Origin of the sequence: Rhizobium sp. ZW T2_16, assembly GCF_044987325.1 — a bacterium.
In the GTDB taxonomy this organism is placed as follows: domain Bacteria; phylum Pseudomonadota; class Alphaproteobacteria; order Rhizobiales; family Rhizobiaceae; genus Neorhizobium; species Neorhizobium cellulosilyticum.
The window spans coordinates 709,866-730,968 of the sequence record NZ_JBJDRG010000001.1 but is presented as its reverse complement, the minus strand read 5'-3'; the positions used below and the strand labels follow the sequence as shown (position 1 = coordinate 730,968).

Genomic DNA, 21,103 nt, shown 5'->3' with positions numbered 1-21,103 from the left:
TTGCGATGAACAGAAACCCGTAATACGGGATTTAGTTCAAGCCGAAGGACAAAGGAAGTCAGTTGCCTGTGTGGAGGGGGAGGTTGGAAGCGCAACCGAGTGGTGTCCTGACTGGAGGTCGAGAATAAACCGGCGGTTCCGGTTGCGCTTCCAAAACAAGGAGCTGTGAAAGGTGGTTCTTTTCACGGCGTCAACATCAACGGAGAATTCGACGCTACCGTTGACCGGGTAAGAATTTCGAACTCTTCGACGAAATCCTTATAGCGAATGTTTGTCTCCGGATTATCCCTGACAAAAGCCAGAATGGTATCGGTTTGTCGCAGTCGAAGTATCTGCGACGTGCCGTTACAAAAATCCTGATGCGTGGCGATCTGGCATCGGATAAATCGCTACCATGGCAAGCTCTCCTAATATCCTGATTGTCGACGACCACGCCCAGACCCGTGATGCCCTGAGGCTCTACCTGGAGAAGGTAGGCATGCGGGCGGTTGCGGTCGACAGCGGCAAGGAAATGGACAGGGTCCTGACGTCCGGAGGGTTCGATCTGATCGTTCTCGACGTCATGTTGCCGGGCGAGGACGGATTGGCGATTTGCCATCGGCTCAGAGCCACAAGCAAGATTCCAATCCTGATGCTGAGTGCGCTCAACGAGGAGACGGACCGTATCATCGGCCTTGAGCTCGGAGCGGACGACTATCTCGCAAAACCGTTCAATCCGCGCGAAGTTGTGGCGCGCATCAAGGCGATCCTGCGGCGTTACGAGCCGTCGGCGCCTTCGCTCGGAGGGGAGCATGGGGGTCAGGTGCTTCGTTTCGGTAACTGGTCCCTTCAGATTGATCGCCGTTGCCTCGTCGACGAGGACGGTGTGGAAACACCGCTCACCGTTGCCGACTTTCAGTTGCTGATGGCGTTTCTCGAGCGACCAAGGGTCATCCTGTCACGGGAGAGGTTGCTTGAGCTGACTTCGGCGCGCAGCGCAGGCCCGTTCGATCGCGCCATCGACAATCAGGTCAGCCGATTGCGGCGAAAGATCGAACAGAGTAAGGATCGTCCCGAACTCATCATCACCGTGCGCGGAGGCGGCTACTGCCTCGTTGCGGATGTGACCAAGGTCTGAAACATGAAAATCGGCGTTCCCCAAAGCGTTCGAGGACAGCTTATCCTGCTGCTCCTCGGCTGTCTGCTTGCGGCGCAGATACTCAGCATTTCCTATTTCATGCATGACAAGAACAAGCAGATTCTTGGTTATCGGGCTTTCGATGCAGTCGAGCGACTGCTCAGTACCGCAAAATTGCTGAGGACCTTGCCTGCAGCTGACGATGAAGCGATCATCAAAACCCCCTCAGAATGGGGCATGCAGTTTACGATTACCGATGCGGCTCCACAGGTGCGTGATGAGCTGCTGCCCTCTGATGACATTGCAATCTTTCTCAAGAACAAATTCGGTGTAACCGTCGGGGATGGTTTCATCCTTGCTGCAACAGAAATTGCGCCGAGCCATGAAATAATGGGCCACGCCAGCAAGCCCGGCCGTAATTTGGTGCTTCTGGCTTCCATCACCCTGGATGACGGCCGGTGGCTTACTGCGCGTGACGTGATGCGCCTGCCAAAGACATGGGCATGGCAACTCATGGCAACAATCCTTGTAACGATCCTGATCGTCGTGGCGGTCGTGTGGATCATCGTTGCAAAGATCACCACGCCGCTTCAGCATCTGTCCAACGCCGCCGACAATCTTGGTCGAGGCGAAAGCCCACAGCCCATCTCGGCTTCCGGTCCTTCCGAGCTTAGAAAGCTCACTCATGCCTTCAACGACATGGCGGCGCGCCTTACCAGATTGCTCAACGAGCGCGCCAAGATGCTCGGGGCGATCGGCCACGATCTGAAATCTCCGATCACTGCGATGCGGTTGAGGATCGAGCTTCTCGATGACGGTGATTCCAAGGATCGGCTTGGCGTGTGTCTCGATGAGATCCAGGAACTGGTTGATGGCGCGCTCTCGCTTTCCCGCGGCTATGACACCACGGAGACGGAAACCGTATTTCAGTTCGAAGATCTGATGCAGGAGCTGATTGCGGACCTGGTCGTCGCAGGAGGCGACATTACTCTCGTCAATCCACACCGGTTCTTTATCCATGGCCGCCGGGGCGCCTTGAAGCGTGCTGTTCGCAATGTCGTGGAAAATGCCCTGCGTTACGGCTACCGGGCGAGGATTTTCGTTCGTCCGGCAATGGGAGACGTATGTCTCCTTATCGATGATGACGGCCCGGGCATTCCCGAGGCGGACCGGACCCGCGTCTTCAACCCGTTTGTTCGCCTTGAAGAATCTCGCTGCAGGGATACCGGCGGAAGCGGCCTCGGCCTTGCCTTGGCCAAGTCGATCATTGACGCCCACCAGGGCAAGATCCGTTACGAGGAAGCCGATTCGGGCGGCGCTCGCGCTGTTATCATGCTACCGCGATTGATGGACCAGGCAGGCGCTGCATAAGCCCTGTTTCGCAGTGTTTCTGCGTCTTTGGCAGCTTTTTCCACCAATCTCGGCATCGGGAATCAGGCCGCTATGCGTGGTCGGAATACGAGATAAAGGCCTCCGCGTCTTTGTCGCAGAAACATGGCCGCTTCCCGTCGTTGATACGGTTTGATTACCATCACATTACGTACGGTTACAAACCGATGCGGCTAGGCAACATCCTTGATCACGGCACTCCGTTCTCGCCCTGACGGCAAGTGCTGCTGCTTTCACCTCCCGGCAGCCCCTCGTATTCATTGCTCACCGAATATGCCTTCGGTTTTTCAATTTGGTGGGTGGGGGCTCCGAGCCGCGGTCCATCATCTCAATGGAGATCATAATGAACATCAAGAGCCTCCTTCTCGGCTCCGCTGCAGCTCTCGCAGCAGTATCCGGCGCGCAGGCCGCCGATGCGATCGTCGCGGCAGAGCCCGAGCCGATGGAATATGTCCGCGTTTGTGACGCCTTCGGTACCGGCTACTTCTACATCCCGGGCACCGAAACCTGCCTGAAGATCGGCGGTTATGTTCGCGTTCAGTTGGACGGCCGCAGCGATGACGACTTTGGTGGTGACGCTGGTTATCGCACCAACACCCGCGCTCAGGTTCGCCTCGAAGCCAAGACCGACACCGAATACGGTGCGCTCACCTCGCGCATCACGCTTCGCGCCAACAACAACTCGTCGAACAGCTATTCGGTATCGATTCCTGATGGCGCCGGTGGCACTGACACCTACACCGCATCGCAGGGCAACAGCGACTTCTTCCTGGAAGAAACCTACATCGAGCTGGGCGGCTTCCGCGTCGGTTACTTCTACAACTACTTCGACACCGGACTTCCGGGCGAAACCGTTCTGGCTGACGACCGTCCGTACAACAACGGTGGCGAAGGCGCTGACACGCTGAACAACTCCGTCCGTTACACCTATGACGGCGGCGCTTTCTCGGTTTACGGTCAGGTTGACGCGTTCAACTCGCAGGCCGGCTACAAGACCGACGATGCAGGCAATGCTGACGAAATCGGCATCAACGGCGTCATCACCGGCAAGTTTGGTGGCGTAACCCTCGACTTCTTCGCTGGTTACGACTTCGACAACGAAAATGCTGCTCTCGCTTCCACGCTGACTGCAGACCTCGGCCCGGGCTCGCTTGGCGTCTTCGCTGCCTACGCCTTCGGCCAGAACCGTTACTTCGACGCTGCCGAGTGGACGATTGGTGCAGAATACGCCATCAAGGTCACCGACAAGTTCACCATCGCACCGGGCGCCCAGTACTGGGATAACATCACGCTCGACAACGACGGCGACTTCCAGGATGGCGATGCATGGCGCGTTGGTCTGACGGCTGACTACGCCATCACCCAGAACCTCGCTGCCAAGGCAACGATCAACTACACCGACGTTGATAACGGCACCGACTCCGCTGACAAGTGGGACGGCTTCCTGCGTCTGCAGCGCTCGTTCTAATTCGACCGCTTATTCTAAGCGAAAGCCCGGAGCAATCCGGGCTTTTTGCGTTTGGACACTTACTGGGAAACAGGTCTTGCGACAGCCGGAAATTTGTCGACTGCCTTGACGAGGTCAATCATTTCGCCCGCTGAAAACCTTGGGTAATCTCAGTGAGAGCTGCCTATCGATCGATATCCTTGATGTGATCTGTCGTGAGGCAAGTGCCTGCTACGTGCGGGCACTGCCGACTTCGACAAGCGGATGATCGACTATGCGACGTGCAGATCCCGCATGGCCTTTGCCAGATCCTTCGAGGGCGGGAGCCCAAACAGCCTGGCGTATTCACGGCTGAACTGGTTCGGGCTTTCGTATCCCACCCCGAACGAGATCGATGTCGCATTTCCTTGGCCCGCAATGAGTTGCGAACGCGCGTGCAGAAGGCGTACGCGCTTCTGATATTGGAGCGGGCTAAGCGCCGTCACGGCCTTGAAGTGACGATGGAATGCCGACACACTCAAGGCGGCCATCTCCGCAAGCGCTTCAACTCTGATCGGCTCGGCAAAATTCTGTCGGATCCAGTCGATCGCCACGCTGATGCGCGAGAGTGCAGTGTCAGGCGTTGCTATGTCGCGCAACATCCAGCCAAGTGGCCCCTGCAGGACGCGGAATAGGATCTCGCGCTCGTAGGCGGGAGATAGCACCGTGATTTCGTCGGGACGATCCATCAGCTTGAGCATGCGGATCCAGGCGTCGAGAAAATCCTCGTTGACCGGGGCGACCGAGAACCCTGATCCGAACAGTTCGCTGCAGGCCCTCACCGGAAGGTCGCGGATCAACGCGCCGACAATGGTGGGATCGAGCGTCAGGCTGACGGCGAGATAGGGTTCGCCAGTAGCTGCAGGATGGACTGATCCCACGGCCGGGAGATCGACGGACATCACGAAGTAGGTTGCCGGGTCGTAGTGGAAGGTCCTCTCACCCACAGTCATCGTCTTCGATCCGCTCAGGATTAGGTTGACCATCGGATCATAGACGGCGGCAAGCTGATGTTCGGGGATTTCACCCTGCACCATAGCCACCCGCGGGATGCCCGTCTCGGTGCGCTTGTTCTCGGCCCTAGCGGCCAGTGTGCGTAATTCCTGCAATTTCTTTTCCATGACCCGACCCTGGCAGAGCATGGAGGGACGCACAAGGGCAAGGCAGGAATAGGCAAGTTTCAGAGAGGAATAGGTGAGCGGCGGACGAGGCAGGGGCATAGCTTCAAGTCATGCCAAATGCATGGAGAAACAGATGAAGATCGTCATCGTCACTGGAAGCAGCCGTGGCCTCGGGGCCAGCACCGCCCTCAAGTGCGCAGAGCGCGGCATGGGGGTAATCGTCACCTACAATAGCAACCTGGCGAAAGCTGATGAGGTCGTCGGCGCAATCACAGCGAAGGGCGGCAAGGCCATCGCTCTGAAGCTCGATGTTGCTGACAGCCGCTCGTTCGAGGAATTCCACGATGCGGTCAAGGCATCGCTTGAGACGGTCTGGGGCAGGACGACATTCGACTTCCTGGTCAACAATGCCGGCTACGGCCTCTATGCCCCGTTCTCCCAGGTGACGCAGGAGCAGTTCGACGGTCTCTTCAACGTCCATCTCAAGGGGCCGTTCTTCCTGACCCAGGCTCTTCTCCCGCTGATGGAAGACGGGGGCCACATCATCAACCTGACAAGCGCCACCAGTCGCGTCGCGACCGCCGGCGTGTCGCCGTATGCCTCGTTCAAGGGTGGCCTGGAAGTTTTGACCCGTTACATGGCCAAGGAATTAGGTGAGCGTCGGATCAGGGCGAATTCGGTTGCTCCCGGCGCCATCCGCACCGAACTTGGTGGCGGCTTGAATGACGAATTCGAAGCCATGCTCGCTGCCCAGACCGCGCTCGGGCGCGTCGGCGAGCCGGAGGAGATCGGTGGCGTGATCGCCAGCCTCCTTTCTGAAGAGAGCCGCTGGATCAACGCCCAGAATATCGAAGTGGCAGGCGGCTACATCATTTAAGCAAAAGGAGAGCCGCATGCTCGATCACGTCTTCATCTCGGTCAGCGACATCAATCGTTCGATCGCCTTCTATGAAGTGGCACTAGCGCCCCTGGGAATCGTCCATGCCGTCGACTACGATGGCAGAGACGGACCTCCCGGCCATCCCGATCTCAAGGGGTTCGGCGTGAACGGTCGGGTGTTCTTCTGGCTCCGCGAGGGCATCGTCGAAGGCCGCGCCGCCCATATCGGCTTTGTTGCCGATGGGACGGCACAGGTAGATACCGCCCATGCCGCAGCGATGGCGGCAGGTGCCATCGAGATCCATCCGCCCGGACCACAGCTTCATTACGACCCCCGATATTACGCGGCGCAGGTCCGTGATCCGGACGGCTACTCACTCGAATTCGTCTACAAGGAATGGCAGCACTAAAATGACAAAACTGATGATCTACGGTGCGACGGGTTATACGGGCCGCATGGTGGCGGAGCATGCGACTAGGGCTGGAACGCCTGTTGTCTTGGGTGGGCGAAGCAAAAAGCCACTTGCTGACCTGGCCGCGAAGCTCGGCGTCGAATATCGCGTGTTCGCTCTCGATGACGACGCACTGATCGACCGCTCGCTGACGGATGTCGCCGTCATCGTGAATGCTGCAGGCCCCTTCCTGCGCACGGCGAAGCCGATGATGGAAGCATCCATCCGCAACGGCGTGCATTATATCGACACCGCGGCCGAGCTCGACAGCTACCGCCTCGCAGAACAACTGGGTGCCGAGGCGGTGGCTGCAGGCGTGACGCTTCTGCCGGGCGGTGGGGGCAGCGTGGCGATGTTGGGAAGCCTTGCCGGTCATGCGGTCGCGAGGGTCAAGAATCCCCGCAGCATTCGGATCGCGATGCATGTCGCGGGCGGCATGTCACGGGGATCCGCCATCACCGCGACCGAGAACATTTCGGCTGAAACCCTGGCTCGCGTCGATGGCGAGCTTGTGGCTGTCGCCAACAGCATCCAGAAGCTCGACTTCGGACAGGGGGCTGTCGACAGTTTCCAGGTCACGCTTCCAGATCTCATCACCATCTGGAGAGCCACGGGCGTCTCGAATATCGAGACCTTCGTGCATGTGACAGGCGGAGGATTTCCCCAAGGCGATCTGTCGGCTCTTCCAGACGGCCCGACCGAGGAGGAACGTCGGGAAAACCGTTACAAGGCCGTCGCCGAGGTGACGGATGCTGATGGCGTCGTCGTCCGGTCGATCCTTGATACGGTCAACGGATACTCATTCACGGCAATCGCGGTTGCGGAGGCTGGCCGCCGTGTTCTCAACGGGGAGGCGCGTCCGGGATTCCAGACACCTGCGGAGCTGTTCGGCGATGGTTTCGCCGAGACAATCGCCGACACGACGATCATCGATGTCTGAGGAGCAAATCATGCAGAAGCTCGTCGAAAACTTCATCCGGACCGCAAACGCTTTCGACATCGAGCGCACACTGTCCCTGTTCGCGACCGACGCGGTGATAGACGATGTTTCCGTTGGCAGCGCTTTCAAGGGCAGGGATGGTGTCCGCCTTTATCTCGAACGCTTTTTTGTCGGCTACAGCACCAGAACCAAGCTGCTGGCGATCGAGGAAGAGGACAGTTCCAACGCGCTTGTCCGGGTCGACTTCACGGGCGACTTCGGCCACGAGATCGGGATCCTCAAGATCGTCGTGGGACAGGATGGCCTGATCACCCGCATCGATGCCGATCTCGAGTAGTCGACCCTCAAGGATCCCTCGCCACGACCGCTATTGCCGCGGATGGCTTGCATTCAGCGAGCCTCCGGCCTGAAAAGGACCATGTTCATGACGACTTCACCTTCATTTGCCCAACAGACCGCCGACAAGCTCGCTGTTGTCGAGGCCCTGCATCGTTTCGCCGCCGGCATCGATCTTCGCGACAAGGAGCTTCTTGCGTCCTCGCTGTCGGAGAACGCGGTTTCGGACTTTCGCCCGGCTGCCGCAAAGGCAGGATTCGAGTATCCGGTTATCGAAGGGAGGGAGACCATCGTATCCGCGCTCTTGACTTCCCTCAGCACTCTGGACAAGACGCATTCCATCAGCAATCCGCGCGTGACCATCATTGGCGACATTGCCTGTGTGGATGTGCTCGTTGAAGCACAGCACGTTCTCCGGAACGACGGAACCCGCCACTATCTGATGAAGAACCGTTACGATGTCGAACTGGCTCGAAGCGGCGACATCTGGGTGATCACTCGGAACACGGTAGATAATGTCTGGCGATCCGGCGACCTCGCTGTCCTGTCGGCGATATAGTCGGACTGGTCTGATGAGACCATGTTCATTCTTGATGAGGCGCGGGAATTTTTCCCTTGAGCGGAGCGCTATTTGAGGAAGCCTTCAGCATCGAACTCGTCCCATCCGCGCAATGGCGACGGGTTCGATCCATCCTTGCGCGTCCCCTTCTTCTTCCCTTTCCGAAGCGATCTCGTGAGCTTCGCTTTCATGGCCGACTGACGGCGTTTCTCGGCCGCCGCAGCTATATCGTGCTCGCGCCATTCATCCACGGCACCGCGGTCGAGGATGTCCACTACCACGGCCGGATCGAATACGTGGAAGGTGATCTGACGAGCGCGGCCACGCAGCTTCACGGTTCGCGTGCCTGCTGAGGGGAGGCGACCATCCTCCAGCCAGCGCCGCCGTTCCGAGGTAGAGATCGCCAGGATGTCTTCTATCTCCCGGGGGATGACGGGAAGAGCTTCCATCTCGGCGAGCATCTCGGTTGTCGATGCGGAGGTTGCGCGGAAGATCGCTCTCGATGTCTCAGGCATCGCCAGCGTCAGAATTCCGCCTTCGAGATCCAGCGCCTTCCGAACCGCGAACGGAAGACGGGCGCGGATTTCCTGGAGGATGCCCTTGGCGCGCACCGCTGATCCGATCGTCATCGACGTTGGCAGTGACCACGTCTTCATCAGTTCCGGTTCCGCGCTTTCTTTCTTCTTTGCCATCCTCATCAGATGGATGCTGCGCGCCCTCACGTCAACGGCGGGTCAGCAAGGAGCGCCATATCCGAGGATTGACAATGATATTATATCTATTATTCTGGATATATGGAAAATAACTCTGCGATCGCGGCGCTCGCTGCACTGGCCCAGAACACCCGCCTTGAGACCTTCCGGTTGCTGGTGAGGCACGAACCCGACGGCATTCCCGCAGGCGAACTCGCGCGGTTACTTGACGTACCGCAGAATACGATGTCGGCCCATCTCGCAACGCTTTCGCGGGCTGGACTCGTCAAGAGCGAGCGGCTGAGCAGATCCATCATCTACCGGGCAGATCTGGATGGTCTGCGTGACCTGACGCTGTTCCTGCTCAAGGACTGCTGCGGCGGCTCGATAGAACTCTGCGCACCGCTTATCGCGGAGCTGACGCCGTGTTGCAACCCGGAGGCGAAACCATGTTGAATCCTGTCTCGCTCGAACCAGTGTCCGGTTCCGATGATGATCTCTGCGACGCACTCGCCACAGCGCAGCTTCCGACAGAAGATATCCATGAGGCGGGACGGACATTCTTCAAAGCCCGTTCTGATGGTGTGGAGGTGATCGGCTTCTCCGGGATAGAGCAGTGCGCGAGCGACTTTCTTCTGCGTTCGGTAGTCGTGCTTTCCGGACATCGCGGTCGGGGCTTCGGGAAGGCCATCGTCGAGCAGACCCTTCGAGGTCTGGATCGCAATGGCGACGTCTATCTCGCGACCACCACTGCTGCGCCATTCTTCTCGACTATCGGGTTCTCCGAAGTTCCGCGGGAGAGCGTGCCTCCGGCAGTTCTCGACACCCGCCAGCTTTCCTCCATCTGCCCATCGTCGGCGACCATCATGAAGCTCCAAAGGCCTCCGACCTAAAACGGACAACGACCATGACTGAAAAGACCTACAACGTGCTCTTCCTGTGCACGGGCAATTCCGCTCGCTCTATTCTCGCTGAATCCATCCTCAACAAGGAAGGCGGCGGGCGCTTCAAGGCCTATTCAGCCGGCAGCCAGCCGAAAGGCGAGGTAAACCCTCATGCCTTGGCGGAGCTGACCGTCTTGGGGTATCCGGCAACTGGCTTCTCGTCCAAGAGCTGGGATGTCTTCGCGGAACCCGATGCGCCCGAGATGGACTTCGTCTTCACCGTCTGCGACAGCGCCGCGGGCGAGGCCTGCCCGGTCTGGATCGGGCATCCGATGACGGCGCACTGGGGTGTCGAGGATCCTGCTGCCGCGGTCGGATCCGAGGTCGAGATCCAACGCGCCTTTGCGCAGGCCGCCCGCTTCCTGAAGAACCGCATCTCAGCCTTCATCAACCTGCCGATCACCTCGATCGATCGGATGGCTCTTGAGACGAGGCTCCGGCAGATCGGTGCGATGGAGGGCTCGACCTCGCCGCAAGGGAAGGCATCCTGATGTCCACTTTCGAACGATACCTGACCGTCTGGGTCTTCCTCTGCATCGCCGTCGGTGTGGGTCTCGGCCATCTCATGCCCGGCTTTTTCCAGATCGTCGGGTCCGCCGAGATCGCCAAGGTGAACATCCCAGTCGCCATCCTGATCTGGCTGATGATCATCCCGATGCTGCTGAAGATCGATTTCCGGTCGCTCACGCAGGTTGGTTCCTACTGGCGCGGGATCGGTGTGACGCTGTTCATCAACTGGGCGGTCAAGCCGTTCTCGATGGCGTTTCTGGGATGGCTGTTCGTCGGCTGGTTCTTCCGACCCTATCTGCCAGCGGATCAGATCGACTCCTACATCGCAGGCCTGATCATCCTTGCCGCGGCTCCATGTACCGCCATGGTTTTCGTCTGGAGCAACCTGACGCGCGGAGAGCCGATGTTCACGCTCTCTCAGGTAGCACTGAACGACGCGATCATGGTCATCGCCTTCGCGCCGATCGTCGGTCTGCTGCTCGGTCTTTCCGCGATCACTGTGCCGTGGGCAACGCTTGCCTTGTCCGTTGCCCTCTACATTGTCGTGCCCGTCATCATTGCGCAGGTGCTTCGAAGCCGTCTAATCGCAGACGGAACCACCTGGGCGCTCGACAGCCTGCTTGCCAAGCTTCAACCGATGTCGCTTGTCGCATTGCTAGCCACCCTCGTGCTTCTCTTTGCATTCCAGGGCGAGCAGATCATCGCGCAGCCGACCATCATCGCTCTGCTCGCGGTTCCGATTCTGATCCAGGTCTACTTCAACTCGGGTCTCGCCTACCTCCTGAACCGGATGTCGGGAGAACGCCATTGCGTCGCCGGACCGTCCGCACTCATCGGTGCCAGCAACTTCTTCGAATTGGCAGTCGCCGCCGCCATCAGCCTGTTCGGATTTCAATCGGGCGCGGCGCTCGCCACCGTCGTCGGAGTTCTGATCGAGGTCCCGGTGATGCTGTCCGTCGTCTGGATCGTGAACCGTTCCAAGGGCTGGTACGAGGCATCGCCCGCCGTCGCAAAAACAACCGCTACCGAAAGGACATGATCATGGATGTCACCATCTACCACAACCCGGCCTGCGGCACGTCTCGCAACACGCTGGCGCTGATCCGCGCCGCCGGGATCGAGCCCACCGTCATCGAGTATCTCCAGAACCCGCCGACGCGGGACCGGCTCGCGAAGATGATCTCCGACGCTGGCATGACCATTCGCGAGGCGATCCGGGAGAAGGGCACGCCCTATGCCGAGCTTGGTCTCGACAATCCCGACCTGACCGACGAGCAATTGCTGGATGCGATGATCGTGACACCGATCCTCATTAACCGTCCGCTCGTTGTCACCCCGCTTGGCACCAGGCTTGCCCGGCCTTCGGAGGCAGTTCTCGACATCCTGCCCGCCGACGCATTCACGGGGCCCTTCACCAAGGAAGACGGTGAGCAGGTCCTCGACAATGAAGGAAAGCGCATTGCCTGATACATTCCCCGCACTGAACGACCAGCACATCCAGCCGATCGACATCGCATCCCTGCGGCCCGCCTTCTCCACGCACAAGCCACGGATACTGATCCTCTACGGATCGCTCCGGGAGGTGTCATACAGTCGTCTGCTCGCATTCGAAGTCCACCGTCTGCTCGAACGTATGGGATGCGAGGTTCGAATCTTCGATCCGGCGGGACTGCCGCTACCGGACGAGGCGCCTGTCAGCCATCCGAAGGTTCAGGAACTTCGCGAACTGACCCAGTGGTCTGAAGGCCATGTCTGGATCAGCCCGGAACGGCATGGTGCGATGACCGGGATCATGAAATCGCAGATCGACTGGATCCCGCTGTCGGTCGGTTCCGTGCGGCCGACGCAGGGCAAGACGCTGGCGGTGATGGAAGTTTCCGGCGGCAGTCAGTCCTTCAACGCCGTCAATCAGTTGCGCATTCTCGGGCGCTGGATGCGGATGATCACCATCCCCAACCAGAGCAGCGTGGCGAAGGCGTTCCAGGAATTCGGTGTCGATGGTCGCATGAAGCCGTCGTCCTATTACGACCGTGTCGTCGACGTCTGTGAGGAACTGGTGAAGTTCACCATCATGACCCGCGATGCCTCCACCTACCTGACCGACCGCTACAGCGAGCGGAAGGAAGAGGCGGCCGAACTGGAGAAGCGGGTTTCGCTGAAATCGATCTGACGAACTAGACCGTTGCGGTGTCTGGCCGCCGACAGGATACCGCCACCGCAACGAATGCCGCGATGCTGACGGCACCGAGACATGCGTTTCCAATGAGCGACAGGCTCAGGCCCAGGTTCTCCATCGCCGCCGCGAACGCGAAGGGCGCTCCGGCTCCGAGCGCCAGTCGAGCGGCCGCCATCTTGCCCGTGATCGTGCCATACCCATCTGATCCAAACAGATAGAGCGGCAGGCTTCCCTGCGCGATGCTGTTGATGCCGGAACCGAGCCCGAGGCAGATTGCGAACGCGACAGCGCCCGGCAACCAGTCACCCGTCGCCAGCAGGATCAGAATGCCGAAAACGATCAGCGCCGCGGACAGGACGGCGAGTGCCGGCGGCGACAGGTTCTTTCCGAAGACCATGTTGATAAGGCGGCTCGCGACTTGTGCCGGACCGAACAGGGATCCGATCACCACTGCCGCGGCATCCAGCCCGATCGACCCAAGCATCGGCACCATATGCGCGAGGATTGCGGCAAGCGTGAATCCGAGAAGCGCGAAGGCAAATGACACCATGATCATGCCTCGGCGACGGGCATCGTGGGGGATTGCCCCGATGACCGCCTCGCGAGGCCGGGCGGCCGCATCCGCATTCGATCCGGTCTTGCCGACGCGCATGATCCAGAAATGCAGAGGCATACAGAGGAACAGATTCAGCGCTGCGAAAACCAGATAGATCTCACGCCACGACATCCATCCGGAAAGTGCGGCCGAGATCGGCCAGAAGATGGTTGATGCGAAGCCTCCGATCAGGGTGAGATAGGTAATGCTCCGGGAGGCCGAACGGGGATCGCTCTCGACCAATGTGGCGAATGCCGCCTGATACTGCACCATCCCGGATGACACCTCGAGCAGGATGATGGCTATGGCGAATACGGCGACCGAGGGCGACCAGGCGCACAGAGCGAGCGTCAACGCGGCAAGAACCGAGCCTAGCGTCATGATGGCGGCGGCGCCGATCCGATCCATCTGCTTGCCCAGGTAAGTGGCCGACAGGCCACCGATGAACAGCGAGACGGAAAAGACCCCAAACACCTGGGCAAGCGAGAGGCCCAGATCTACGGCCATGCCAGGAGCGAGAATGCTGAAGCTGTAATAGAGAGTGCCGTAGCCAATGATCTGAGTGATGCCGAGAGCGGAGACGATACCCGCGCGAACCTGTCGACTATGCACTTGCTACCTCATCATCCGGGATGCAGCAGCCGTCACTCTTCTCGACATTCTCACGGATCGCAGGGTGTCCGGCGCAGCAGTCTTCCATCAGGAACTTCACGAGACCGGCGAGTGTCTCGTAGCTGGCGCTGTAGATGATGGAGCGGGATTCCCTACGCTGCGAGATCAGCCCGGAACGCTCCAGCTCCTTGAGGTGAAACGACACGTTCGTTGCCGAAACACCCATGCGCTCCGCGATCACACCTGCTGCCAATCCCTCAGGGCCTGCGACGACCAGCGCGCGGACGATCCCAAGGCGGGTCTCTTGGGAGAGGGCGGCAAATGACGAAAGAGCTTGACGTTCGTCCATACTTCAATATTCCTTGAATAATTGGATAGAAGGGATAGCGCACATGAACGCGATCGACAAGGCAGTTTCTTCTGACATCACGCTCGGCCACCTTCTCGACGTTCTCGCAGTCGCGCCGGATGCGCCACTGGTGTTCACCTATGACGGCAACCCCATTCGGCCGGGATACCATGTCACCGAAGTGAAGGCCGGGCAGTTCTCGGCGCTCGACTGCGGCGCCAATCCGGAAGCCTGGTCCGAGATCTTCGTCCAGCTCTGGGATATCGACGAGGATGGCCGGACACACATGCCAGCGGGCAAGTTCTCTGCGATCATCCGTAAAGTCTCCGATCATGTCCGGCTCGAGCCAAGTGCCAAGCTCACGTTCGAAGTCAGTGACGGCGTGCGGCCGATGGCTCTCTACTGCGCCGCCACGCCGCGCCTTGATGCCGGAACATACCTGGTGAACTTGCAGGCTAGGCCAGCGAGCTGCAAGCCACGGGATCGCTGGCTGGCTGAGGAGCAGGCAAAATCAGCCTGTTGTGGGCCATCCGATAGCGCTTCGAAGTGTTGCCCGTAGACCGCTGGTAGCACAGCCAGCCGGAATCAAGGACTTGATGGGATACGGGCTTACGTGGCCGGGCAGTGATCCGGCTAGGTCAACCGTCTCTGATCGACAGCAATCCATGTGGCACCCCATATCGGATCCGTGTTCAATCGTGATTTCAAGTAGATCATCAGGGAGCTGAAGCATGGAGATGGAAGTCGCGCCGCAGGACGATAGCTTCCTGATGTTCGAGACCGTTTTCCGCAAGCACGGTGACCTCCCTGAGGTGCTCAACTTTTCTGTTCAGTTGAAGAGATACCGTTTCGATTCAGAATCGGGGGGCAATGCTTGCCGAACTCAAGGGGTTCATAGCCCAGCCAGGCTACATTCCCGAACCGGATGACGGGTGGTACTTCGATGTTTTGACATGAGAAGTCAGCACGCAATGAACGCATTCCATGTCCTTGCCGACGAGCATGCCTTGCTGAAGAAGGCATTGGATACACCTGATCTCGATTATCTCGGGGCGGTAGCCCACCTCGAGCGTGTCTGGGTAAGCGAGCCGATGCGGGGGCGCGGTATCGCGCTCCGACTGTTGAGAGAAGCCAATCAGGTACTTGCTCGATACGGTCTTCTGATCGTGTTGAAGTCGCATCCCGACGGCTAAAAGGTTCCGAATGCTGCGTGCCTGAAACTTGCCTCGTACTATCAGAGCGATAAGCGGCTTGGACTGCGAGCGGTGTCGAAGAGGAAATTTCCAGGGTGGCTGGTCGCGATCTGGGACGAGCCGATCGTCAACACCGACGACCAGCTCTTCCTGCATGAAGACGACGAAACGGTCGAGCTTGATGCTTAGCCTACCGCTAGTAGCATACTCCTCGAACGCCGCCCGCCGCGCTTATGGATTCGCCCGTGATCCAGTACGAATCCTCGGATGCTAGGAATACGGCGACGGTTGCTATGTCCTCCGGCTCGCCGAAGCGGTCAAGCGATATCCCGGCGATCAGCTTTTCTCCGAGTTCGCCCGCGAAGTTGCCGTCCGTAGCTGGCGTGTTCGTGTGGCCAAGCAGGATGCAGTTGAGCCTCCATCGCCCGTAAGTTTGCGATCAGTTTTCATCTGGCTCCGTAGATGTCACTGACATCATCCAGGCCTTTACTGCCTCCATCGCGGCCGATTTCCGATGTTTCGGCCAGACTAGGTAAAAGTCCGAGGGGCCGCGAAGTTTGACCTTGTCGATCTGGACAAGGCGATCTCCCTGCAGATCGTTGGCCACGAAATGGCGGGTGGCAAGGACGATGCCCTGACCCGCGATCGCGGCATCGATGGCGTGGGATGTCTGATTGAAGCTGATGCGCCGGAATGCAGGCATCTCGATCTGACCAGACATCCCGAACTGCCGCTCGATGAATTCCGGCCAGAAATTGTGCGTGTCCTGCAGAAGTGCATATCCGGATAGCTCTGCGAGGGTTCTCGGCACGCCGCGATCCCGAAGGAGCATGGGGCTGCAGGCGGCGATGATCTCCTGCTCGAACAGCAATTCCGAAGCAAGTCCCGGCCCGAATGGCTGGTGCCCGTATCGCACGGCAAGATCGACGCCATCCACCTGGAAATTCGAGATGCGGTCGGTCGCTACGATATGGATGTCGAGGTCCGGATGTTTCGCCGTCAGATCCGGCAGGCGGGGGATCAGCCACTTCGATGCGAAGGTCGGTGTCGTGCTGATCGCGAGTCTTACGGGTTGAGGCTTCAGGTCGCCCGTGGCGCGTGCGATGATCTCAAACGCCCGGCTGATATCGGCGATGTAGGCGCGGCCTTCGTCTGTGAGGGCCAGGGTTCGGGGCATTCGCTCGAACAGTTGCAGGCCCAGTTCCGCTTCCAGCCCGCGCACCTGTTGCGCCACTGCGCCCTGGGTAACGCCGAGCTCTTCCGCCGCCAGCCGAAAGTTTAGGTGGCGTGCCGCAGCTTCGAAAGCCTTCAGGCCATTGAGAGAAGGTAGCCTTCCGAGTGCCCTGGTCATTCAGTAGATTTTCTATCGTCAAAATTCAGGAGAACTGATTGGCGTCTTCGATCTTCGCAATGATATCTCTCGTCTCAGTGGTAATCAATCAATGCATCGACGAGAAGGACGACCGCCATGACAATAGAAAAAGTCGCCATCATCACGGCTGGTGGCAGTGGAATGGGTGCCGAGGCCGCCAAGCGGCTTGCGGCTGACGGCTTCAAAGTGGCGATCCTGTCGTCTTCCGAAAAAGGCGAGGCTCTGGCAGCCGAACTCGGCGGTATTGGTGTGACGGGTTCCAACCAGTCGAATGACGACCTGAAGCGGCTTGTCGATGCCACGATGGAGAAATGGGGGCGGATCGACGCGCTGGTCAACAGTGCAGGCCATGGTCCGCGCGCTGCCATCACCGAGATCACCGACGAGCAGTGGCATACGGGCCTTGATGTCTACCTGATGAACGTCATCCGTGCGGTGCGGCTGGTCACGCCGATCATGCAGGCGCAGAAATCGGGTGTGATCGTCAATATCTCCACCGCCTGGGCCTTCGAGCCGACCCCGATGTTCCCGACCTCGGCCGTGTTCCGTGCCGGGCTTGCCTCCTATATCAAGATCTATGCCGACACCTATGCGGCCGACAATATTCGCATGAACAACGTGCTGCCCGGCTGGATCGACAGCCTGCCCGGTACCGAGGAACGTCGCGAAATGGTGCCGATGAAGCGCTACGGCACCAGCGCCGAGGTGGCCGCGACCATTTCCTTCCTTGTCTCGGAAGGGGCCGGTTACATCACCGGCCAAAACCTCAAGGTCGATGGCGGCCTGACACGGTCGGTCTGAGGACCTAACAGATACAGCGGTTTCCATGCAGGGACCGCTGTATCTCGCATTCAAAGGATAGCTGGATATGCCCGGATATTGGATCGTCAAAGGCGGCGATGTTGAGGACGTGGAGGCTCTTGCGGCATATAACGCGATCTTCTCGGTTATCGCCGTGCGATATGGGGTGGAGATTATCGCCGGCAGATCACGGGTCGAGACCGTCGAAGGGCGGCATTTCCCGCGGCAGTTCATCCTGAAGTTCGACAGCTACGAGACAGCAAGGGCTTGTTACGACGACCCGGAGTATCAGGAATCCCTCACGCTTGCGGCTCGGGCATATTCGCGGGAATTGTCCATTCTGGAAGGATAGAGTTCGGTCCACCGGCTTGACATCGTTTAATTCGATTATTTATAACCATCTGGTTGGAAATAATTGGTGAGACGATGGGCAGGAAACGAGTTATCGATCAGCAGGCGGTTCTTGATGCCGCGGAACGTGTCGTGGGGCGCGATGGCGCCGCCAATCTGACGATCGATGCGGTCGCCAGGGAGGCGGGTGTCAACAAGGCGAGCGTGCTCTACGACCATAAGTCGAAGCAGGCTCTGATCGAGGCCATCGTCGACCGCGCGTTCGAGCGCGACAATGCCCATCACTCGGGAATAGAGCGGCAGATCGATGCCCCCGAAGATCGGGCCATCAGGGGGCGAATCCTTGCCGCATCCGCGCCGCTACCCGAAGAGTTCAAGGCGGTTGCGCTGAACCTCAGCGCCGCGCTTGCGCTCGATGCGGGATTGCGCGGTAAGATGCAGCAAAACCAGGCCCGGACAATCGCCCGCATCGAGGAAACCTCCCCATCACCACGCGGGGCGCTCCTGGCCTATCTGGCTCTCGAAGGGCTGAAGTTCCTCGAACATCTCGATTTCCATCATTTCGAGCGTGAAGACCGTGATCGGATCCTTCGCGAGATCAACTGGCTCGTCACAGTGCATCCGGAAGAGACCGATCTTCCTGTTGCCGGGACGAGCTGACACTCCCAATACCATCAGGTGAATGACATGACAGACAGCACTGCCGCCCCTGCCGCGGCCACGGATAAACGCGCCCCGTTCCAGCGCATCTTCCTGACAGGAGGGAGCGGTTATGTCGGCCGCAACCTGATCAGCCATTTTGTCGCCCGCGGCGTCACGGTCACGGCACTGGCCCGCAGTGACGCGTCGGCGGAACGGGTTCTCGCACTCGGAGCGATCCCGTTCCGAGGCGATCTTTTCGATTCCGCCCTGGCCGCCGCAATGGCAGGCTGCGATGCTCTGGTCCACGCCGCGGCCGATACCGATCATGGTCCCGCGACCGAGGCGCAGCGCCGCATCAATGAGGACGGCGCGCGCGCCGTGCTTGATGCCGCGCGCGTTGCCGGCATCGCCAAGGTCATCCATCTCAGCACGGAATCGGTGCTGGCCACGGGCAGGCCGCTGGTCAATGTGGACGAGACCATGCCTTTGCCGCGAAATCCCGCAGGCGGATATTCGCGTACCAAGGCAGAGGCCGAGCGGATCGCGCTTGCCGCCAATGCTCCAGATCTCTCCGTCGTCGTCTTGCGCCCGCGCTTCGTCTGGGGGCGTGACGACACGACGGCACTGCCAATGCTCATGGACGCGGTCCGCTCTGGAAAGTTCGCCTGGATTTCCGGCGGAACCTATCTGACCTCAACGACCCATATCGCCAATCTCTGCCATGCCGTCGAATTGGCGCTTGGCAAGGGGCAGGGCGGTGAGGTGTATTTCATCTCGGATGGAGACCCGTTGCCGTTCCGCACCATGGTCTCGGCCCTCATCGAAACGCAGGGGTACGCGGTGCCGGAGAAGACCGTGCCACGTTTCGTCGTTCGTGCCGTTGCGGCAATCGGGGACCTGCTTGGGGCAATCTCCCGTGGCCGGATCGTGCCGCCGCTCACGCTTCAGACCTATGCGACCTCCGCCGTCGAAGTGTCGTTCGAGATCGGCAAGGCCCGGCGCGAATTGGGCTATGTACCCGTCATGTCAAGGGAAGAGGGGCTGGCCGAATTGCGAGCCCATCAGCACTGATAGTCTTCAAGGCGGGGCGCACCTTGCGGCTTTCCCGCCTTGATCCAGTCCACCTTGCCACGCAGGAAGGACAGGGCCGCATCCAGTGCGGCTTTTCGTTCTTCCAGGCGGGCGATCTGCAACTGTAAGACCTCGATCGTGCGTTCCGGCGAATGCTCGCCGGCACGATATTCCTCATTGAGTTCCAGGATCTCACTGAGCGAATAGCCCAGCGTCTGCTGCAGGCGGATCATGCGGGCGGCCGTCACGTCTTCCTTCCGGAACACCTGGTAGGGGTTCGATCCGCCCTTGGCACTGCGCTCGGGCTTCAGCAGACCTTTGGTGATGTAGAAGCGGATCGTATCGACCGGCAGATCCGCGGCTCTGGCAAATTCCGAAATGAGCATGATTTAACCTTTGACCATGGACTGTACTCCATACTTATAAGAGATGCTTGTCAAGATATGGAGAACCGGAATGACAAGCGAAATCATCACCATGCCGCAGGTGCAACTCGGACGGGGCGGCCCAATGGTCGGTGCCCAGGGACTGGGCTGCATGGGCATGAGCGAATTCTATGGCGAGATCGACGAGACCGAATCCCGGGCAACGCTGGAACGGGCATTGGAACTCGGTGTCACCATGTTCGACACTGCGGACATGTATGGGGTCGGCGCCAACGAGGAATTCCTCGCCCCCTTCCTCGCCGCTCATCGTGACGAGGTCATCATCGGCACCAAGTTCGGTTATGCGAGGTCGCCCGAAAATCCCAACGACTGGAGCCTCGACAATCGTCCCGAATTCATCCGGGCCGCAGTGGATCGCTCGCTGAAGCGGCTTGGGGTCGATGTCATCGACCTCTACTACATGCACCGCCGCGATGGCGTAACGCCTTTGGAGGAATCCGTCGGCGCGATGGCCGATCTGGTGACATCAGGCAAGGTGAAATGGCTCGGACTTTCAGCCGTCAGTGCCGAAGAACTGCGCACCGCCCATGCCATCCACCCGATCGCCGCCCTCCAGTCGGAATGGTCGATCTTCACTCGTGACATCGAGACGGAGATCGTTCCGGTCGCCGTGGAACTTGGGGTGACGATCGTGCCTTATTCGCCGCTCGGTCGCGGCATGCTGACGGGCCAGGCATTCGCCGGAGCCTTGACCGGTGACGATGCACGTCAGAATTTCCCGCGCTTTTCCCCGGAGAACCGCGAAGCCAACATGCGCCTTGTCGCCAAGATCGAGGAGATCGCATCCACCAAGGGTGTGACATCCGCCCAGCTTGCCCTCGCATGGCTTTACGCGCAGTCCAGCAGGTTGGGCGCAAAGACGGTTCCGATCCCCGGAACGCGCAAGCGCGCCCGTCTCGCTGAAAACGTCACGGCGGTCTCCATCAATCTTGGTGCTGACGAGATGAATATGCTGGAGCCGCTTGCGGCGGCCGTGCATGGGATTGCCGTTTAGAGAAGGGACGTTTCAATGCCATCCGCTTCGGAGTTCAACATGAAGCTGAAAATCCTTCTGCTGGTCATCCTGGCAT

General features: G+C 59.5%; 27 protein-coding genes and 1 pseudogene. 21 read left to right on the top strand and 7 right to left on the bottom strand.

Annotation, left to right across the window (positions count from 1 at the left end; all coding sequences use genetic code 11):
* Positions 1-394 precede the first annotated feature (394 nt).
* The 3 genes from ACI3K0_RS03550 to ACI3K0_RS03540 all read left to right on the top strand — a co-directional run bounded on the left by ACI3K0_RS03550 (position 395) and on the right by ACI3K0_RS03540 (position 3,974).
* Positions 395-1,117, top strand: coding sequence for a response regulator (locus tag ACI3K0_RS03550; protein WP_148145762.1), 723 nt, complete (start codon positions 395-397; stop codon positions 1,115-1,117).
* A gap of 3 nt (positions 1,118-1,120) precedes the next feature.
* Positions 1,121-2,488, top strand: coding sequence for an ATP-binding protein (locus tag ACI3K0_RS03545; protein WP_148145761.1), 1,368 nt, complete (start codon positions 1,121-1,123; stop codon positions 2,486-2,488).
* A 361-nt stretch (positions 2,489-2,849) separates the two neighbouring features.
* Entirely contained in the window at positions 2,850-3,974 is a 1,125-nt protein-coding gene (locus tag ACI3K0_RS03540) for a porin (protein ID WP_404944919.1), read from the top strand.
* 251 nt (positions 3,975-4,225) lie between these two features.
* On the opposite strand, the gene ACI3K0_RS03535 is transcribed toward ACI3K0_RS03540, so the two are convergent.
* Entirely contained in the window at positions 4,226-5,113 is an 888-nt protein-coding gene (locus ACI3K0_RS03535) for an AraC family transcriptional regulator (protein WP_183822312.1), read from the bottom strand.
* A 133-nt stretch (positions 5,114-5,246) separates the two neighbouring features.
* Here ACI3K0_RS03535 and ACI3K0_RS03530 point away from each other — a divergent pair, with 133 nt between their 5' ends.
* From ACI3K0_RS03530 to ACI3K0_RS03510, 5 genes are all read left to right on the top strand, one after another.
* Entirely contained in the window at positions 5,247-5,990 is a 744-nt protein-coding gene (locus tag ACI3K0_RS03530; RefSeq protein WP_183821234.1) for an SDR family NAD(P)-dependent oxidoreductase, read from the top strand.
* 16 nt (positions 5,991-6,006) lie between these two features.
* Positions 6,007-6,402 (top strand): VOC family protein, encoded by a 396-nt coding sequence (locus ACI3K0_RS03525; protein WP_183821235.1) that lies wholly within the window; start codon positions 6,007-6,009, stop codon positions 6,400-6,402.
* Between the two features lies 1 nt (position 6,403).
* Positions 6,404-7,384 carry a trans-acting enoyl reductase family protein gene (locus ACI3K0_RS03520; protein WP_183821236.1) on the top strand — a complete coding sequence of 327 codons (981 nt, stop codon included), beginning with the start codon at positions 6,404-6,406 and terminating at the stop codon, positions 7,382-7,384.
* A gap of 10 nt (positions 7,385-7,394) precedes the next feature.
* Positions 7,395-7,721 (top strand): nuclear transport factor 2 family protein, encoded by a 327-nt coding sequence (locus tag ACI3K0_RS03515; RefSeq protein WP_148145755.1) that lies wholly within the window; start codon positions 7,395-7,397, stop codon positions 7,719-7,721.
* Positions 7,722-7,808: 87 nt separating this feature from the next.
* A complete protein-coding gene (locus ACI3K0_RS03510) occupies positions 7,809-8,279 on the top strand; it encodes a nuclear transport factor 2 family protein (RefSeq protein ID WP_404944918.1) in 471 nt (156 codons plus the stop codon).
* Between the two features lie 68 nt (positions 8,280-8,347).
* Here ACI3K0_RS03510 and ACI3K0_RS03505 read toward each other — a convergent pair whose 3' ends face one another.
* Positions 8,348-8,971 carry a hypothetical protein gene (locus ACI3K0_RS03505; protein ID WP_183821238.1) on the bottom strand — a complete coding sequence of 208 codons (624 nt, stop codon included), beginning with the start codon at positions 8,969-8,971 and terminating at the stop codon, positions 8,348-8,350.
* 102 nt (positions 8,972-9,073) lie between these two features.
* On the opposite strand from ACI3K0_RS03505, the gene ACI3K0_RS03500 reads away from it, so the two are divergent.
* From ACI3K0_RS03500 to arsH, 6 genes are read left to right on the top strand one after another with little or no spacing between them, the layout of a single operon-like run.
* Entirely contained in the window at positions 9,074-9,427 is a 354-nt protein-coding gene (locus ACI3K0_RS03500) for a helix-turn-helix transcriptional regulator (RefSeq protein WP_183821239.1), read from the top strand.
* On the top strand, positions 9,421-9,864 hold the full coding sequence (gene arsN2, locus ACI3K0_RS03495) for an arsenic resistance N-acetyltransferase ArsN2 (RefSeq protein WP_183821240.1): 444 nt from the start codon (positions 9,421-9,423) through the stop codon (positions 9,862-9,864). Before ACI3K0_RS03500 ends, arsN2 begins: the two co-directional genes overlap by 7 nt.
* 14 nt (positions 9,865-9,878) lie before the next feature.
* The gene (locus ACI3K0_RS03490; RefSeq protein ID WP_183821241.1) at positions 9,879-10,406 is read left to right on the top strand and encodes an arsenate reductase ArsC; all 528 of its coding nucleotides are present in this window, start codon (positions 9,879-9,881) and stop codon (positions 10,404-10,406) included.
* Positions 10,406-11,464, top strand: a complete 1,059-nt coding sequence (gene arsB / locus ACI3K0_RS03485; protein WP_183821242.1) for an ACR3 family arsenite efflux transporter — start codon at positions 10,406-10,408, stop codon at positions 11,462-11,464. Before ACI3K0_RS03490 ends, arsB begins: the two co-directional genes overlap by 1 nt.
* Before the next feature lie 2 nt (positions 11,465-11,466).
* Positions 11,467-11,892 carry an arsenate reductase (glutaredoxin) gene (arsC, locus tag ACI3K0_RS03480; RefSeq protein WP_183821243.1) on the top strand — a complete coding sequence of 142 codons (426 nt, stop codon included), beginning with the start codon at positions 11,467-11,469 and terminating at the stop codon, positions 11,890-11,892.
* Positions 11,870-12,595, top strand: a complete 726-nt coding sequence (gene arsH, locus ACI3K0_RS03475; protein WP_183821244.1) for an arsenical resistance protein ArsH — start codon at positions 11,870-11,872, stop codon at positions 12,593-12,595. The genes arsC and arsH overlap by 23 nt, the downstream gene beginning before the upstream one ends.
* A gap of 4 nt (positions 12,596-12,599) precedes the next feature.
* Here arsH and arsK read toward each other — a convergent pair whose 3' ends face one another.
* Both arsK and ACI3K0_RS03465 read right to left on the bottom strand, forming a co-directional pair.
* Complete coding sequence (gene arsK, locus ACI3K0_RS03470; protein ID WP_183821245.1) at positions 12,600-13,808, bottom strand: arsenite efflux MFS transporter ArsK; 1,209 nt, start codon at positions 13,806-13,808, stop codon at positions 12,600-12,602.
* Positions 13,801-14,157, bottom strand: a complete 357-nt coding sequence (locus tag ACI3K0_RS03465) for a helix-turn-helix transcriptional regulator (RefSeq protein ID WP_183821246.1) — start codon at positions 14,155-14,157, stop codon at positions 13,801-13,803. Before ACI3K0_RS03465 ends, arsK begins: the two co-directional genes overlap by 8 nt.
* A gap of 43 nt (positions 14,158-14,200) precedes the next feature.
* Here ACI3K0_RS03465 and ACI3K0_RS03460 point away from each other — a divergent pair, with 43 nt between their 5' ends.
* Together ACI3K0_RS03460 and ACI3K0_RS03455 are read left to right on the top strand one after the other, a co-directional pair.
* Positions 14,201-14,716, top strand: coding sequence for a DUF6428 family protein (locus tag ACI3K0_RS03460; RefSeq protein ID WP_183821247.1), 516 nt, complete (start codon positions 14,201-14,203; stop codon positions 14,714-14,716).
* A 412-nt stretch (positions 14,717-15,128) separates the two neighbouring features.
* Positions 15,129-15,350 (top strand): GNAT family N-acetyltransferase, encoded by a 222-nt coding sequence (locus ACI3K0_RS03455; protein ID WP_183821248.1) that lies wholly within the window; start codon positions 15,129-15,131, stop codon positions 15,348-15,350.
* A 196-nt stretch (positions 15,351-15,546) separates the two neighbouring features.
* Here ACI3K0_RS03455 and ACI3K0_RS03450 read toward each other — a convergent pair.
* Both ACI3K0_RS03450 and ACI3K0_RS03445 read right to left on the bottom strand, forming a co-directional pair.
* Positions 15,547-15,759 (bottom strand): annotated as a pseudogene (locus tag ACI3K0_RS03450) (SDR family oxidoreductase); the annotation flags it as partial.
* Positions 15,760-15,789: 30 nt separating this feature from the next.
* A complete protein-coding gene (locus ACI3K0_RS03445; RefSeq protein ID WP_404944917.1) occupies positions 15,790-16,701 on the bottom strand; it encodes a LysR substrate-binding domain-containing protein in 912 nt (303 codons plus the stop codon).
* Positions 16,702-16,818: 117 nt separating this feature from the next.
* Here ACI3K0_RS03445 and ACI3K0_RS03440 point away from each other — a divergent pair, with 117 nt between their 5' ends.
* From ACI3K0_RS03440 to ACI3K0_RS03425, 4 genes are all read left to right on the top strand, one after another.
* Positions 16,819-17,523, top strand: a complete 705-nt coding sequence (locus ACI3K0_RS03440) for an SDR family oxidoreductase (protein ID WP_183821250.1) — start codon at positions 16,819-16,821, stop codon at positions 17,521-17,523.
* Between the two features lie 67 nt (positions 17,524-17,590).
* Entirely contained in the window at positions 17,591-17,875 is a 285-nt protein-coding gene (locus tag ACI3K0_RS03435; RefSeq protein WP_183821251.1) for a DUF1330 domain-containing protein, read from the top strand.
* Between the two features lie 74 nt (positions 17,876-17,949).
* Positions 17,950-18,534 carry a TetR/AcrR family transcriptional regulator gene (locus tag ACI3K0_RS03430; RefSeq protein ID WP_404944916.1) on the top strand — a complete coding sequence of 195 codons (585 nt, stop codon included), beginning with the start codon at positions 17,950-17,952 and terminating at the stop codon, positions 18,532-18,534.
* A 27-nt stretch (positions 18,535-18,561) separates the two neighbouring features.
* Entirely contained in the window at positions 18,562-19,587 is a 1,026-nt protein-coding gene (locus ACI3K0_RS03425) for an NAD-dependent epimerase/dehydratase family protein (protein ID WP_404944915.1), read from the top strand.
* Here ACI3K0_RS03425 and ACI3K0_RS03420 read toward each other — a convergent pair.
* A complete protein-coding gene (locus tag ACI3K0_RS03420; protein WP_404944914.1) occupies positions 19,578-19,973 on the bottom strand; it encodes a MerR family transcriptional regulator in 396 nt (131 codons plus the stop codon). The two genes, ACI3K0_RS03425 and ACI3K0_RS03420, sit on opposite strands and share 10 nt — an antisense overlap.
* Positions 19,974-20,043: 70 nt before the next feature.
* On the opposite strand from ACI3K0_RS03420, the gene ACI3K0_RS03415 reads away from it, so the two are divergent.
* Positions 20,044-21,027 (top strand): aldo/keto reductase, encoded by a 984-nt coding sequence (locus ACI3K0_RS03415; RefSeq protein WP_404944913.1) that lies wholly within the window; start codon positions 20,044-20,046, stop codon positions 21,025-21,027.
* The last annotated feature ends 76 nt before the right edge of the window (positions 21,028-21,103 follow it).